The organism is Mesorhizobium sp. WSM4836 (assembly GCF_055811815.1).
On sequence record NZ_JBVVQF010000015.1, the window covers coordinates 135,677 to 149,592 of the forward strand.

The window sequence follows — 13,916 nt, forward strand, 5'->3', positions numbered from 1 at the left end:
ATTCGCCGGGCGCCCGCAACCCCTCAGCCGCGTAAAACCCCGCCGGTCTGTTTGCCGACATTCTCGACGATGCGCTTGGCCAATGCCTCGAAATCCTCGTCGGTCAGCGTCTTTTCGACCGGCTGGATCGACACTTCGATGGCGATCGATTTCTTCGCCGCCCCGAGTGCGGCGCCTTCGAACACGTCGAACACCGAGACGCCCGAAATCAGCTTCCGGTCGGCGGCAAGGGCAGCGCGAACGAGTGTGCCGGCTTCGATCGCCTTGTCTACAACGAAGGCGAAATCGCGCTTGACCGCCTGGAAGGCGGACAGATCGAGCCGCGGCTTTGTCCGCGTCGGCTTGGCCTTCGGTTCGGGCACGGCATCGATGAACACTTCGAAGCCGCACAGTGGGCCGGAGGCGTCCAACCCCTCCAGCGTCTTCGGATGGAATTCACCGAAGGTGCCGAGCACGACCTTCGGCCCAAGCTTGATCGTACCGGAGCGGCCGGGATGATACCAGGCCGGGCCGCCGGCCTCGATCTGCAGCCGCTCGACAGGCGCGCCGCAGGCTTCGAGTGCTGCGATCGCATCGGCCTTGGCATCGAAGACGCCGACGGCGCCGGCATTGCCGGCCCAATGGCGGCCGGAGCCCTCGAGCTTGGCGGTGCCGCGGCGCACGCCGGCGGCAACACGCCTCTGCTGGTCGGCGCCGGCGCCCTCGTAAGTGCCCGACACTTCGAACAGCGCGACATCGCCGATGCCCCTGTCGGCATTGCGCTGTGCTGCCGCAATCAGCCCCGGCAGCAGCGACGGCCGCATGTCCGACATATCGGCGGCGATGGGGTTGGCAAGCTTCAGCGCCTGCTGGCCGCCGCCGAACAATTCGGCGTGTTTTGCCGGAATGAACGACCAGGTGACGGCCTCCATCATGCCGCGCACGGCGAGCGCCCGCTTGGCGGCGCGGGTGCGGATCTGCAGCACAGTCAGGATCTTGGCGTTGACCGCGTTATGGGAACCGAGCGGCTGCGGCGCGATATTGTCGACGCCGTGGATGCGCATGACCTCCTCGACCAAGTCGGCCTTGCCGTCGATATCCGGCCGCCAGGACGGGACCGCCACATTGACGACGTCGCCGGTACCCTCCGGCCGGAAGCCGAGGCGGGCAAGAATGTCGAGGCTTGTCGATCGCGGCACTTCGATGCCGGTCAGCCGCTTCACTTCCGACAATGGGAACGAGACGATCTTCGGCTGATGGCCGGCATAGCCGACGACTTCGGTTTGCGCCGGCGTGCCGCCGCAGAAATCGAGCACCAACTTCGTTGCCAGCTCCAGGCCGGGAACCATCATTTCCGGGTCGACGCCGCGCTCGAACCGATAGCGCGCGTCGGTGATGATGCCGAGCGTGCGGCCGGTGCGGGCGGTGGCGATCGGGTCCCAAAGTGCGGACTCGATCAGCACGTCGGTGGTGTTCTCGTCACAGCCGGAATGCTCGCCGCCCATGATGCCGGCAATCGACTCGATACCATCCTGGTCGGCGATCACGCACATCTCCGGCGTCAGCGTGTACTCGCGGCCGTCGAGCGCCAGCACCTTTTCGCCGTCGCGTGCCCGGCGCACGGTGAGGTTGCCGGTGACCTTTCCAGCGTCGAAAACATGCAGCGGCCGGCCGCGGTCGAAGGTGACGTAGTTGGTGATGTCGACGAGCGCGCTGATCGGCCTCAAGCCGATGGCGAGAAGCCTTTGCTGCAGCCATTTCGGCGAGGGGCCGTTCTTGACGCCGCGCACCAGGCGCAGCGCAAAGCCGGGACAGAGCTCCGGCGCTTCGATCGTCACCTTGACCGGCGTCTCGCCCTTGCCGGGGACCGGCTCTATCGGCGCGCTCTTCAGCGTGCCGAGCCCGCTTGCCGCCAAATCGCGGGCGATGCCATGGACGCTGGTCGCATCCGGCCGGTTCGGCGTCAGATTGATCTCGATCAGCGGATCGTCGAGATGGGCATAGGCGGCGAAGCTGGTGCCGACCGGCGCATCGGCCGGCAGGTCGATAATGCCGTCATGCTCTTCGGAGAGTTCGAGCTCGCGCTCGGAGCACATCATGCCGTGGCTTTCAACGCCGCGGATCTTGCCGATGGGCAGCGTCACGTCGATGCCGGGAATATAGGTGCCGGGCGCTGCAAAGGCGCCGATCAGGCCGGCGCGGGCGTTCGGCGCGCCGCAGACAACCTGCACTGGCGCCCTGCCGTCGCCGGTGTCGACGGTCAGCACGCGCAGCCGGTCGGCGTCTGGGTGCTGGACCGCCGTCAGCACCTTGGCGATGACGAAGGGTTTCAGGCTCGCGCGGTCGTCGACATGCTCGACCTCGAGGCCGATCGAGGTCAGCCGCTCGACGATTTCCGCCAGCGAGGCGTCGGTTTCGAGGTGGTCTTTGAGCCAGGAGAGGGTGAGTTTCATGACTATGTTCCGTGTGGTCTGGGCACGTTGGGCTTGAAACTATGCGGCCGCGCGTCGGACATGTGCAGGAAGGCGAGCTGCCCGGGGATTTGGTGCGGCCGGGTCGTCACGAGCTTAGCCCGCCAAACAGCGTCGGCATGTCGAGCGGCCTGAAACCGTAATGCGACAGCCAGCGCACATCGGCGTCGAAGAAGGCGCGCAGGTCGGGCATGCCGTATTTCAGCATGGCGATGCGGTCGATGCCCAAGCCCCAGGCGAAGCCCTGATATTCGTCGGGATCGAGCCCGCCGTAGCGGAGCACATTGGGGTGGACCATGCCGCAGCCGAGGATCTCCATCCAGTCGGAGCCTTCGCCGAAGCGCACCTCGCCCGGCCGCGAACGGTCGCACTGGATGTCGACCTCGAGGCTGGGCTCGGTGAACGGGAAGAAGGACGGCCGGAAGCGCATTTTGACGCTCGGCACCTCGAAGAAGGCTTTGCAGAACTCCTCCAGCACCCACTTCATGTTGGCGACATTGGCCGATTTGTCGATCACCAGCCCCTCGACCTGATGAAACATCGGTGAGTGGGTGGCATCGGAATCCTGTCGGTAGGTCTTGCCGGGAATGACGATGCGGATCGGCGGCTTCTGCATTTCCATGGTGCGGATCTGCACCGGCGAGGTGTGGGTGCGCAAAAGCTTGCGCTCGCCCTGCTCATCCGGCTGGAAGAAGAAGGTGTCGTGCATCTCGCGCGCCGGGTGGCCTTCCGGGAAGTTCAGCGCGGTGAAATTGTAATAGTCGGTCTCGATGTCGGGACCTTCGGCAATGGCAAAGCCGAGATCGCCGAAGATCGCCGCGATCTCGTCGATGACCTGGCTGATCGGATGGATGCGGCCGCGCTCGGCCGGCGATTGCCGCACCGGCAGTGTCACGTCGACCTTCTCGGCGGCGAGACGGGCCGTAATCGCCGCGTCTTTCAGCTCGGCGCGGCGAACAGAAAGCGCCTCGGTAACGCGGTTCTTGAGGCCGTTGATTGCCGGGCCTTTGACCTGTCGCTCCTCGGCGCTCATCGAGCCGAGTGTCTTCAGCATCTCGGAAACCGAGCCCCTCTTGCCGAGGGCCGACACACGCACCGCCTCGATCGCCTGCTCGTCGGCCGCCGAGGCAATCTCGGCCATCAGGGAATGTTCGAGAGTTTCCATGTCACTCATGTTCCAGATCCGATTGGAAGCAAAGAAAAACCCGCGCCAGCCCTGCCAGCGCGGGTTTCCCAAATCAAGTGTCGAATAGCTTGGGAAGCGCTGGTCTTAAGCGACAGCGCTTTCAAAAGCATTCGGCGTGGTATTCTTGAGGTATTCGAGCGCGACCTTGGCCTTGGCCACGAGTGCGGCGAAGGCCTGCGGCTCGTGGATGGCCATGTCCGACAGGATCTTGCGGTCGATCTCGATGCCGGCCTTGTTGAGACCGTCGATGAAGCGGCCATAGGTTAGGCCATGCTCATGCGTCGCCGCATTGATGCGCTGGATCCACAGCGCGCGGAACGAACGCTTGCGGTTCTTGCGGTCGCGATAGGCGTACTGCAGCGACTTTTCCACCGCCTGCTTGGCGATGCGGATGGTGTTCTTGCGACGGCCGTAAAAACCCTTGGCGGCTTTCAGGACCTTCTTGTGCTTGGCGTGCGAGGTGACGCCTCTCTTTACGCGTGCCATGTCATGATCTCCTTAAAAGCAATTCCAGGAAAAGTGCCTAGCGGTTTTCCGTTCGGAATTGCGTAAACAAATGCGTGTCCAGGCCGAATGCCCCTTATTTTGGCGCATGATGTTTTCCAAAAAGTCTGCAACTTTTTGGCATCATGCCTAGAGGCCGTTCGGCAGAAAATTCTTGATGACCTTCTTGCCGTCCGGTTCAGCCAGAACCATCGTGCCGCGGGCATTTCGAATGAACTTGTTGGAACGCTTGATCATGCCGTGACGCTTGCCGGCCGCGGCCGACAGAACTTTACCCGTACCTGTGATCTTGAACCGCTTCTTGGCGGCCGATTTGGTCTTCATCTTGGGCATTTTGCTACTCCGTTTATATGCGCACCAATGCGCTTTTTGTTCGCTCCAGGCCGACCAAAGCCCGAAAAGCAAATGAAACCGCCACGGCATGCCCTGCCGGGCGGTTTTTTGGGAACGGCGGTCCTATACGTCAAAGCGGGCTGGCGCGCAACACCCCCGTGCCCAGCAATACTGTGCTCAGCAACACTGTACTCAGCAACACTATACTCAGGGGAAACGGAACAGCACCGGCAATATGCCTGACTGCTGGGCGCCGTCGATCAGTTCGAAGGCCGGCAAGGCAACCAGGAAGACCAGACCGTCCAGCAGCGTGGTTCGCAACAGGCGCGGCTTGAAGCTGCCGGTGTCGCCTTCCTGATAAAGCGACAGTTTCGGGAAGAAGCGCGGCACTTTCGCCAGGTAGGCCTGGTATGGGGCACCCAGAACCTCCTTGAGGAATTTCTCCTCGCGCAGGATAACGATGTAAAAGGCACCCGCACAGAGTGCTCCAAAGCCGATCGTGGCGGTGATGGAGCCGATCTGTGCGCCGACACCGGTGGCAGCTAAAGTTGAGAAGACATAGAGCGGGTTGCGGGTGATCGAATAGGGTCCGCCGGTCACCACTTCGGAGGATTTGCGACCGCCAATATAGAGCGTCGACCACAAGCGTCCGACGATGCCGAGAAAGATCAGCACGACGCCGACCATTTCGATCGTTTCATGCACAGGCGTATCGGGCGGAAAAACCGACTGCCCGAACAAAAGCATCGCGAACAGAACGACGACGACGACGGCAAGCACCATCCTGCGCGTGTGCTGGTAGCTGCCCAGCCCATATTTGGCTTCCGAATGCTTGACGTCATTGACCATGTCGGGAAATCCGATCGTCGAGGGAACCAGAGCGTCTTTGCTCTCGCCGGCGATCGCAGCGTCTGGCCAAGAAAACAGGCGCCCCGCCGATCGCCGGGACGCCTTGCAACATGATTCAGGCGGATTTAATGCATGTCGCCCAAAAGCCTGCCACGGGCTTGACCCAAAAGTGCGCAGCGGTTTTGCGACAACGACATACACAAACAGAACTAAAGCGCAATGCGCTTTAGCGGGGGGCCAGCACCATCATCATCTGGCGGCCTTCGAGCTTCGGCTCGGCTTCGACCTTAGCGATGGGCGCCACTTCCTCGCGAACCTTGTTAAGAAGCTGCATGCCGAGTTCCATATGCGCCATCTCGCGACCGCGGAAGCGCAGCGTCAGCTTGACCTTGTCGCCCTCCTCGAAAAAGCGCCGGACGGCCTTCATCTTGGTCTCATAGTCGTGGCTGTCGATATTCGGGCGCATCTTGATCTCCTTGATCTCGATGACCTTCTGGTTCTTGCGCGCCTCGGCCGCCTTCTTCTGGTTGGCGTATTTCAGCTTGCCGAGATCGAGGATCTTTACGACGGGCGGCACTGCATTAGGCGAGATCTCGACCAGATCGAGCCCAGCCTCTTCGGCGAGCAGCAATGCGTCGTTGATGGAAACATCGCCGCGGTTCTGGCCTTCGGCGTCGATTAGCTGGACCCGGGGAACCCGGATGTCACGGTTGGAGCGCGGGCCTTCCTTGGTGGGCGCCGCTGCTTTGAAAGGTCTGCGAATGGTCGTGGTCTCCTTGAGCCGTTTCGTTAAGGGGTTCTTCAGTTCAGAATTGCGAACGCGCAATGTGGTGAGCGCGCGGTCGGAGTCAATAGCACAGCCTTCTCAGGAAATCACCTGCTCGATGAATGCTCCTCTGCACCAAGCGAAGAAAGTAGCAGAGCACTTTTCGTTGAACCGCCGCCTGTGCCAAAAGACTGGCGTGAGGGAATACACCATGAGCGCCACCACCCCGATCTTTCTGGATGTCGACGGGACGAGCATCGCCGTCAGGCATGCGGCAGGTGCCGAGCCCGGCATCGTCTGGCTTGGCGGCTACAAATCCGACATGCTGGGCACCAAGGCCGAAGCCCTGTCGGAATGGACGCGCAAAGAAGGCCGGGCCTTCCTGCGCCACGATTATTCCGGCCATGGCGAGTCAGGCGGCGCCTTTGCCGACGGCACCATCTCGAAATGGCTGGACGAGAGCCTGGCGGTTTTCCGCCGCTTCACCCAGGGCAGGCAAATCCTGGTCGGCTCGTCGATGGGCGCCTGGATCGCGCTGCGCATGGTGCAGGAATTGTGCAAGGCGGGCGAGGACAGCATCGCCGGCCTTGTGCTGTTGGCCCCGGCGCCTGATTTCACGTTCGAACTGGTGGAGCCGGTGCTGACCGGGGCGCAGAAGCGCGACCTCAGGAAAAAGGGCTTTTTCGAAGAGCCGTCGGACTATTCCGCCGAACCGTACATCTACACGCGCGCACTGATCGAGGACGGCCGCGGCAACCGGGTGATGACCGGGCCGATCGATACGCACTGTCCGGTCCACATCCTGCAAGGGCTGGCCGATGCCGACGTGCCGTCGAGCCATGCGCTGAAGCTGGTCAGCCTGCTGCCGGCCGACGACGTCACGCTGTCGCTCATTCCCGACGGCGACCACCGCCTGTCGCGGCCTCAGGATCTCGACATGCTGGTACGGGCGGTGGACGCGATGGTGCGGCAGGCGGCGGGATAGAGACATGCGCATTTCCATTCCGGTGTCCGCCTTCGTGGCGGCGATAGTCGGCTTCGGCGGTACGCTGGCCATCGTCATTGCCGCCGCCAAGGCGGTCGGCGCAACGCAGGTCGGGACCGCAAGCTGGGTGACGGCACTTTGCCTGGCGATGGCGATCGAGAGCTTGTGGCTGTCCTGGCGCACGAAAATGCCGGTCATCACCGCATGGTCGACGCCGGGCGTGGCGCTGATCGCCGCATCGAGCGGCTTTTCGATGGGCGAGGCGGTCGGCGCCTTCATCGTCACCGCGGTCCTGCTGATCACCACAGGCCTGTTCAGGCCGTTGACCAAGCTGATCGCCAGAATACCGGCTTCGGTCGCGTCCGGAATGCTGGCCGGCATCGTCGTCACCTTCGCCATCAATGCGGTGAAAACCGTCCCCGTCGACCCGTGGCTGATCCTGCCGCTGGTTGCGGCGTTCTTCGTCATCCGCCTGTTCAACCCGGCGCTGTCGGTGCTGTTGGTGCTGATCGGCGGCGGCCTCGCCGCCTTTCTCACCGGCCGGGTCGGCGGCCTGCCGGCACCGGAACTCTCGAGCTTGACGCTGGTGATGCCGCAGTTCACCGCCACCGCGATCATCGGCCTCGCTTTGCCGCTCTACCTCGTCACCATGGCCTCGCAGAACCTGTCCGGCCTCGCCGTACTGAGGGCAGCCGGCTATCATCCCGAACCCGGGCCGCTGATCGGCGTCACCGGCCTGTTTTCGCTGCTGACGGCGCCGTTCGGCGCCTCGACCACCAATCTGGCGGCGATCTCCGCGGCGATCTGCACCGGGCCTGACGTGCATCCCGATCCGGCCGAGCGCTGGAAGACCGGGCCGTTCTACGCGCTGGCCTACCTCGTCTTTGCACTGTTCGGCGCCTCGCTGGTGGCGATCTTCGCCGTATTGCCGCAGAGCCTGATCGCGCTGGTCGCCGGCCTGGCGCTAATGGCACCGCTCGCCAATGCGCTGTCGATCGCCTTGAAAGGCGAGGACGAGCGGATGGCCGCCACCGTCACCTTCGCGGTCACCGCATCAGGGCTGACGCTATTCGGCGTCGGTGCGGCGTTCTGGGGGCTGATAGCGGGATTGGTCGTGCTTTTCCTCGAAAAGGTCAAAAAGCGATAATCATTTCAGCCGCTTGTCCGGTTTTGGCGGTTGCTGTCTTGAATCGCCGTTTTCTCCATCCCATTTCGATTCCACGCAGCCGGATTTGGCTGTCTCCAACTGAAGGATTGGGAGAAATGAACACATCTGCATTGATCCGTCCGGCCTGGACGCCGGCGACCATCGCGTTGATGGTGATCGGGTTCATGGTGTTCTGGCCGCTCGGCTTAGCCATGCTCGCCTACATCATCTGGGGCGACAGGCTCGACGGCTTCAAGCGTGACGTCAACCGCGCTACCGACGGCATCTTCGCCGGCTGCCGCCGCGGTTCCGACAAGGCCGCACGCTGGGGTCATGGCTCCGCCCGCACCGGCAACGTCGCTTTCGACGACTGGCGCGAAAAGGAGCTCGAGCGACTTGCCGAGGAACGCCGCAAGCTCGACGAGATGCTGAGCGAGTTCGACGAATATGCCCGCGAATTGCGCCGCGCCAAGGACCAGGAAGAGTTCGACCGCTTCATGGCCAACCGCAACAAGTCGACGTCGCCCACGACCGGATCGACGACGAACAACAAACCCAGCGGCAAGTCCACGCCAGGCCTGCTCGACGAGTAAGATCCCGTGCCCAGATAGATAATCCAACGGCGTCGCGTCAGCGGCGCCGTTTCTTTTTTGTTCTAGTCGTTTCCCTCGAATCACGTATCGTCCCGGAATGTCCTTCGGCTTCTTTCGCACCCCGACGAAACCCAAGCCCACGCCCGTCGTGGAGCGCGAGCATTGCGTTGCCGGCCGCACGCTGCCGCTCAAGATCGTCGAGAACGACCGGGCGCGGCGCCTGACGCTGCGCATCGATTCCGGCGGCCGTGGTCTGCGCATCACCGTGCCGCCGGGGCTGCGCCGCGGCGAGGTCGAAAAATTCCTCGACCGCCATCAGGACTGGCTGGAGCAAAGGCTGGCCAAAGTGCCTAATCGGCCACAGGTGCGGCCCGGCATCAAGATACCGATGCGCGGCGTGCCGCATCGCATCGTCCATGAACCGTCGAAACGCGGCACCGTCACGCTGTCGCGCGACGAGCGCGGGCCGCTGATGATCGTGCATGGCGAACGCGTGCATCTGCCGCGCCGCATCGCCGATTTCCTGAAGCGCGAGGCCAAGCGCGAGATCGAGGCGCTGGTGACCAAGCACTGTGCTGCGGTCGGCAAGCGCGCCAAGGCGATCCGCTTCAAGGATACGTCGAGCCGCTGGGGATCGTGCACGTCGGAGGGCAATCTGTCGTTTTCCTGGCGCATCATGATGGCGCCGCGGCCGGTGATAAACTACCTTGTCGCGCATGAGGTGGCGCATCTCAAGGAGATGAACCACGGCCCGAAATTCTGGAAATTGTGCGAGCAGCTTTGCCCGGACACTGACCGCTGCAAGGACTGGCTCAAGCGCAATGGCGGCGCGCTGCAGGCGATCACGTTCGAGTAGTTGTCCGATCAATCGTCATTCGCCGCGTTCAACTCCTCCGGCCGCAACCCCTCATCGACATGGCGCGGCCAGGGCAGGAAATCCTGCTCGAAGGTGTCGTTGCTGAAATAGGCCAACGCCCGGTGCGCCTCGGCGCCGTTGAAAGCGGCCTTGTCCATCAAATGAGCGATGACCTCATGGGCCTGCGCCAGCTTGTGCCTGAGTTCCGCGACGGTCTTTTCCGGCATGGTCTTTGTTCTCCCGCCTTTGTGCCTGAGCAAGTAGCGCGTTGCGCTCTTATATTAGCAAGGTGGCGCGTTCCGCTCTTACATTAGCAAGGTAGCGCGTTCCGCGCTGGCGGCAAACAGGATGCTTTTTCTCGACTCTTTGGCCGTTTCGTGCCAATCCCGCGCCATGGCGCTCGACATCAAGATATGCGGGTTGAAGACCGACAAGGCACTGGCTGCGGCATTGGCCGGCGGCGCCAGCCATGTCGGCTTCATTTTCTTTGCCAAAAGCCCGCGTTATGTCGAGCCGGCGGAAGCCGGCCGACTGCGCGAAGCGGTGCGCGGCAACGCCAAGGCGGTTGCGGTGACGGTCGACGCCAGCGACGTGTTCCTGGATGAGATCGTCAAAAAGATGCAGCCCGACATGCTGCAGCTTCACGGCGCCGAAACCCCCGGGCGGGTGGCCGACGTGAAGGTGCGCTACGGGTTGCCGGTGATGAAGGCGCTGCCGGTCAGCGAGGCTGCCGATCTCGAGCGGGTCAAACCCTTCATCGGCATTGCCGACCGTTTCCTGTTCGATGCCAAGCCGCCTAAGGGTTCGGAATTGCCGGGCGGCAACGGTCTCGCCTTCGACTGGCGCGTTCTGGCTGGCCTTGACGCCGGCGTCGATTACATGCTTTCCGGTGGGCTCAATGCCGGCAATATCGGCGACGCCCTTCGGCTGGCGAACCCGCCAGGAATAGATGTTTCCTCAGGCGTGGAGAGCGCGCCGGGCATCAAGGAACCGGCGCTGATCGAACAATTTTTCCGGGCCGTCGGGACAGCACGCGACAACCGCGCCGCCTGACCGCGCTTCAAACCACAAACCAGGAGATCGGCGATGGACAGGCCGGCGACACCCAATTCCTTCCGCACCGGCCCCGACGAGCAGGGTATGTTCGGCATTTTTGGCGGTCGTTTCGTTGCCGAAACGCTGATGCCGCTGATCCTCGAGCTGGAGCGGCACTGGAACGAGGTCAAGAACGACCCGGATTTCAAGGCCGAACTCACCAATCTCTCGACGCATTACGCCGGGCGGCCGTCGAAGCTCTATTTCGCCGAAGGCCTGACCAGGCATCTTCGCGGGGTTTCCGCGGCTAAGGGCCTCGGGGGCGGCGCAAAGGTCTATTTCAAGCGCGAGGACCTGAACCACACCGGCTCGCACAAGATCAACAACTGCCTCGGCCAGATCCTGCTCGCCAAGCGCATGGGCAAGACGCGGATCATCGCCGAGACCGGTGCCGGCCAGCATGGCGTCGCTTCCGCCACGGTGGCGGCGCGCTTCGGGCTTCCCTGCATCGTCTATATGGGTGCAACCGATGTCGCCCGGCAAAGCCCCAACGTCTTTCGCATGAAGCTTCTGGGCGCCGAGGTGCGGCCGGTGACCGCCGGCCACGGCACGCTGAAGGACGCCATGAACGAGGCGTTGCGCGACTGGGTTACCAATGTCGAGGATACCTATTACCTGATCGGCACCGCCGCCGGCCCGCACCCCTATCCGGAGCTGGTGCGCGACTTCCAGTCGGTGATCGGCACCGAGGCGCGCGCCCAGATCCTCGAGCAGGAAGGCCGGCTGCCGGACACCATCATCGCTTGTGTCGGCGGCGGTTCCAACGCCATCGGCCTGTTTCATCCCTTCCTCGACGACAGGCAGGTGCGTATCATCGGCGTCGAAGCCGGCGGTCGCGGCCTCGACGGCATCGAGCATTGCGCCTCGATGAGTGCCGGCGCGCCCGGCGTGCTGCATGGCAACCGTACCTACCTCCTGCAGAACGCCGACGGCCAGATCATGGACGGCCACTCGATCTCGGCCGGCCTCGATTATCCGGGCGTCGGGCCGGAGCACTCATGGCTGCGCGATTCCGGCCGCGTCGACTATGTGCCGATCCTCGACGAAGAGGCGCTGGAGGCGTTCCAGTTGACGACACGCGTCGAGGGCATCATTCCTGCGCTTGAATCGGCCCATGCCATCGCACAGGCGGTGAAGATCGTGCCCGATATGGACAAGGACCAGATCGTCATCGTCAACCTGTCCGGCCGCGGCGACAAGGACGTGCATACGGTGGCCAATATGCTGGGCATGGAGATCTGATCATGGCCACCCGTATCGACCGCCGCATGGCAAAGCTGAAGGCCGAAGGTCGACCGGCACTCGTCACCTATTTCATGGGCGGCGACCCGGACTACGACACGTCCCTGTCGATCATGAAGGCGCTGCCCGGCGCCGGCAGCGACATCATCGAGCTCGGCATGCCGTTTTCGGATCCAATGGCCGACGGCCCAGCGATCCAGGCGGCCGGCCTGCGGGCGCTGAAGGGCGGCCAGACACTGGTCAAAACGCTGAAGATGGCCTCGGAATTCCGCGCCGGCGACAATGAAACGCCGATCGTCTTGATGGGCTATTACAATCCGATCTACATCTACGGCGTCGAGCGCTTCCTGAGCGATGCGCTGGCCAGCGGGATAGACGGGCTGATCGTCGTCGACCTGCCGCCTGAGATGGACGAGGAACTTTGTATCCCGGCACTCAAGGCCGGCATCAATTTCATCCGGCTGGCGACGCCGACCACCGACGACAAGCGCCTGCCCAAGGTGCTGCAGAACACCTCCGGCTTCGTCTATTATGTTTCGATGACCGGTATCACCGGTTCGGCGCTGGCCGACACCGGCAAGGTGGCGGCGGCGGTCAAGCGCATCAAGAGCCATACCCACCTGCCGGTCTGCGTCGGCTTCGGCGTCAAGACCGCCGAGCAGGCGCGCACCATCGGCGCGTCGGCCGACGGCGTCGTCGTCGGCACCGCGATTGTCAATGCCGTCGCCAACGTGCTCGGGCCGAAGGGCGAAAAGACCGCCGACCCGGCCGAGGCCGTCGCCACGCTGGTCAGCGGACTTTCGCAAGGGGTTCGCGCGGCACGCCTTGCTGCCGCCGAATAATCTTGATCTTCTGGTTGGCCATGATCTTTGCCGAAAACCGGTTTCCACTTTTCGGGATCATGGTCTAACTCTTCGTAAGGACAGGAGCCGAAGCGATGAACTGGATCACCAATTACGTCCGCCCGAAGATCAATTCGATGCTCGGCCGCCGCACCGACATGCCGGAAAACCTGTGGATCAAGGATCCCGAGACCGGCGAAATGGTGTTCCACAAGGATCTGGAGCAGAACCAGTTCGTCATCCCGTCCTCCGGCCACCATATGAAGATATCGGCCAAGGAACGGCTGAAATTCTTCCTCGACGACGGCAAATACGAGACGCTGGAAAACCCCAAGGTCGTTCAGGATCCGCTCAAGTTCCGCGATGAGAAGCGCTACCTAGACCGGCTGAAGGATGCCAAGGCCAAGACCGGCATGGAAGACGCCATCATCAATGCGCTGGGCGCCGTCGAAGGTCTGCCGGTGGTGGTGACGGTGCAGGATTTTGCCTTCATGGGCGGCTCACTCGGCATGGCGGCCGGCGACGCCATCGTGCATGCCTTCGAGGTCGCCTTGCAGCGCAAGCGGCCGCTGATTCTGTTTGCAGCCTCCGGTGGCGCCCGTATGCAGGAAGGCATCCTGTCGCTGATGCAGTTGCCGCGGACCACGGTCGGCGTCGACAGGCTGAAGGAGGCCGGCCTGCCCTACATCGTCGTCCTGACCAACCCGACGACCGGCGGCGTCACCGCCTCCTACGCCATGCTGGGTGACGTGCATATTGCCGAGCCAGGCGCGCTGATCGGCTTTGCCGGACCGCGTGTCATCGAGCAGACGATCAGGGAAAAGCTGCCCGACGGCTTCCAGCGCGCCGAATATCTGATGGAACACGGCATGGTCGACATGGTGGTGTCACGGCTGGAAATGCGTCAGACGATTGCGCGGCTGCTGAGAATGCTGCTCAAGCTGCCGGAAGAGCAAAAACCGCAGGAGCCGGAAATCCTGCCGCCCTCGGTGATTCCGGCCGAAGCCCGGCCGCACGCCTGAAGCGACATCACGCGGCGCGAGCGGCTGTTGTGTGCCGTTGCGCACG

15 protein-coding genes are annotated in these 13,916 nt (G+C 63.1%); 8 read left to right on the plus strand and 7 right to left on the minus strand.

All coding sequences use genetic code 11. The annotated features are described in order from the left end of the window. Positions 1 to 23: 23 nt before the first annotated feature. The 6 genes from pheT to infC all read right to left on the minus strand — a co-directional run bounded on the left by pheT (position 24) and on the right by infC (position 6,085). A complete protein-coding gene (gene pheT, locus AC0L2P_RS18900; RefSeq protein ID WP_473502894.1) occupies positions 24 to 2,432 on the minus strand; it encodes a phenylalanine--tRNA ligase subunit beta in 2,409 nt (802 codons plus the stop codon). 106 nt (positions 2,433 to 2,538) lie between these two features. Further along, positions 2,539 to 3,624 carry a phenylalanine--tRNA ligase subunit alpha gene (pheS, locus tag AC0L2P_RS18905; protein WP_473502896.1) on the minus strand — a complete coding sequence of 362 codons (1,086 nt, stop codon included), beginning with the start codon at positions 3,622 to 3,624 and terminating at the stop codon, positions 2,539 to 2,541. Positions 3,625 to 3,720: 96 nt separating this feature from the next. Next, the gene (gene rplT, locus AC0L2P_RS18910) at positions 3,721 to 4,122 is read right to left on the minus strand and encodes a 50S ribosomal protein L20 (protein ID WP_006201247.1); all 402 of its coding nucleotides are present in this window, start codon (positions 4,120 to 4,122) and stop codon (positions 3,721 to 3,723) included. 147 nt (positions 4,123 to 4,269) lie between these two features. Further along, the gene (rpmI, locus tag AC0L2P_RS18915; protein ID WP_006201248.1) at positions 4,270 to 4,473 is read right to left on the minus strand and encodes a 50S ribosomal protein L35; all 204 of its coding nucleotides are present in this window, start codon (positions 4,471 to 4,473) and stop codon (positions 4,270 to 4,272) included. A gap of 207 nt (positions 4,474 to 4,680) precedes the next feature. After that, a complete protein-coding gene (locus tag AC0L2P_RS18920) occupies positions 4,681 to 5,322 on the minus strand; it encodes a methyltransferase family protein (protein ID WP_473502898.1) in 642 nt (213 codons plus the stop codon). Positions 5,323 to 5,548: 226 nt separating this feature from the next. Continuing rightward, positions 5,549 to 6,085: a translation initiation factor IF-3 gene (gene infC, locus AC0L2P_RS18925; protein ID WP_023677573.1), complete on the minus strand. Its 537-nt coding sequence runs from the start codon at positions 6,083 to 6,085 to the stop codon at positions 5,549 to 5,551. A 214-nt stretch (positions 6,086 to 6,299) separates the two neighbouring features. Between infC and AC0L2P_RS18930 the strand changes: the two genes are divergently transcribed. The 4 genes from AC0L2P_RS18930 to AC0L2P_RS18945 all read left to right on the plus strand — a co-directional run bounded on the left by AC0L2P_RS18930 (position 6,300) and on the right by AC0L2P_RS18945 (position 9,669). Then, entirely contained in the window at positions 6,300 to 7,073 is a 774-nt protein-coding gene (locus AC0L2P_RS18930; protein WP_473502900.1) for an alpha/beta hydrolase, read from the plus strand. 4 nt (positions 7,074 to 7,077) lie between these two features. Then, positions 7,078 to 8,220 carry a benzoate/H(+) symporter BenE family transporter gene (locus AC0L2P_RS18935; RefSeq protein WP_473502902.1) on the plus strand — a complete coding sequence of 381 codons (1,143 nt, stop codon included), beginning with the start codon at positions 7,078 to 7,080 and terminating at the stop codon, positions 8,218 to 8,220. Between the two features lie 116 nt (positions 8,221 to 8,336). Next, positions 8,337 to 8,813: a DUF2852 domain-containing protein gene (locus tag AC0L2P_RS18940; RefSeq protein WP_352663452.1), complete on the plus strand. Its 477-nt coding sequence runs from the start codon at positions 8,337 to 8,339 to the stop codon at positions 8,811 to 8,813. Between the two features lie 97 nt (positions 8,814 to 8,910). Continuing rightward, positions 8,911 to 9,669 carry a M48 family metallopeptidase gene (locus tag AC0L2P_RS18945; protein WP_473502904.1) on the plus strand — a complete coding sequence of 253 codons (759 nt, stop codon included), beginning with the start codon at positions 8,911 to 8,913 and terminating at the stop codon, positions 9,667 to 9,669. Positions 9,670 to 9,677: 8 nt separating this feature from the next. On the opposite strand, the gene AC0L2P_RS18950 is transcribed toward AC0L2P_RS18945, so the two are convergent. After that, positions 9,678 to 9,896, minus strand: a complete 219-nt coding sequence (locus tag AC0L2P_RS18950) for a hypothetical protein (protein ID WP_352464644.1) — start codon at positions 9,894 to 9,896, stop codon at positions 9,678 to 9,680. A 166-nt stretch (positions 9,897 to 10,062) separates the two neighbouring features. Here AC0L2P_RS18950 and AC0L2P_RS18955 point away from each other — a divergent pair, with 166 nt between their 5' ends. The 4 genes from AC0L2P_RS18955 to accD all read left to right on the plus strand — a co-directional run bounded on the left by AC0L2P_RS18955 (position 10,063) and on the right by accD (position 13,870). Beyond that, positions 10,063 to 10,722, plus strand: coding sequence for a phosphoribosylanthranilate isomerase (locus AC0L2P_RS18955; protein ID WP_473502943.1), 660 nt, complete (start codon positions 10,063 to 10,065; stop codon positions 10,720 to 10,722). Between the two features lie 33 nt (positions 10,723 to 10,755). Further along, positions 10,756 to 12,006 carry a tryptophan synthase subunit beta gene (gene trpB / locus AC0L2P_RS18960; RefSeq protein WP_473502906.1) on the plus strand — a complete coding sequence of 417 codons (1,251 nt, stop codon included), beginning with the start codon at positions 10,756 to 10,758 and terminating at the stop codon, positions 12,004 to 12,006. Positions 12,007 to 12,008: 2 nt separating this feature from the next. Continuing rightward, positions 12,009 to 12,848, plus strand: a complete 840-nt coding sequence (trpA, locus tag AC0L2P_RS18965; protein ID WP_292662785.1) for a tryptophan synthase subunit alpha — start codon at positions 12,009 to 12,011, stop codon at positions 12,846 to 12,848. Positions 12,849 to 12,943: 95 nt separating this feature from the next. Next, positions 12,944 to 13,870, plus strand: coding sequence for an acetyl-CoA carboxylase, carboxyltransferase subunit beta (gene accD / locus AC0L2P_RS18970; RefSeq protein WP_473502908.1), 927 nt, complete (start codon positions 12,944 to 12,946; stop codon positions 13,868 to 13,870). The last annotated feature ends 46 nt before the right edge of the window (positions 13,871 to 13,916 follow it).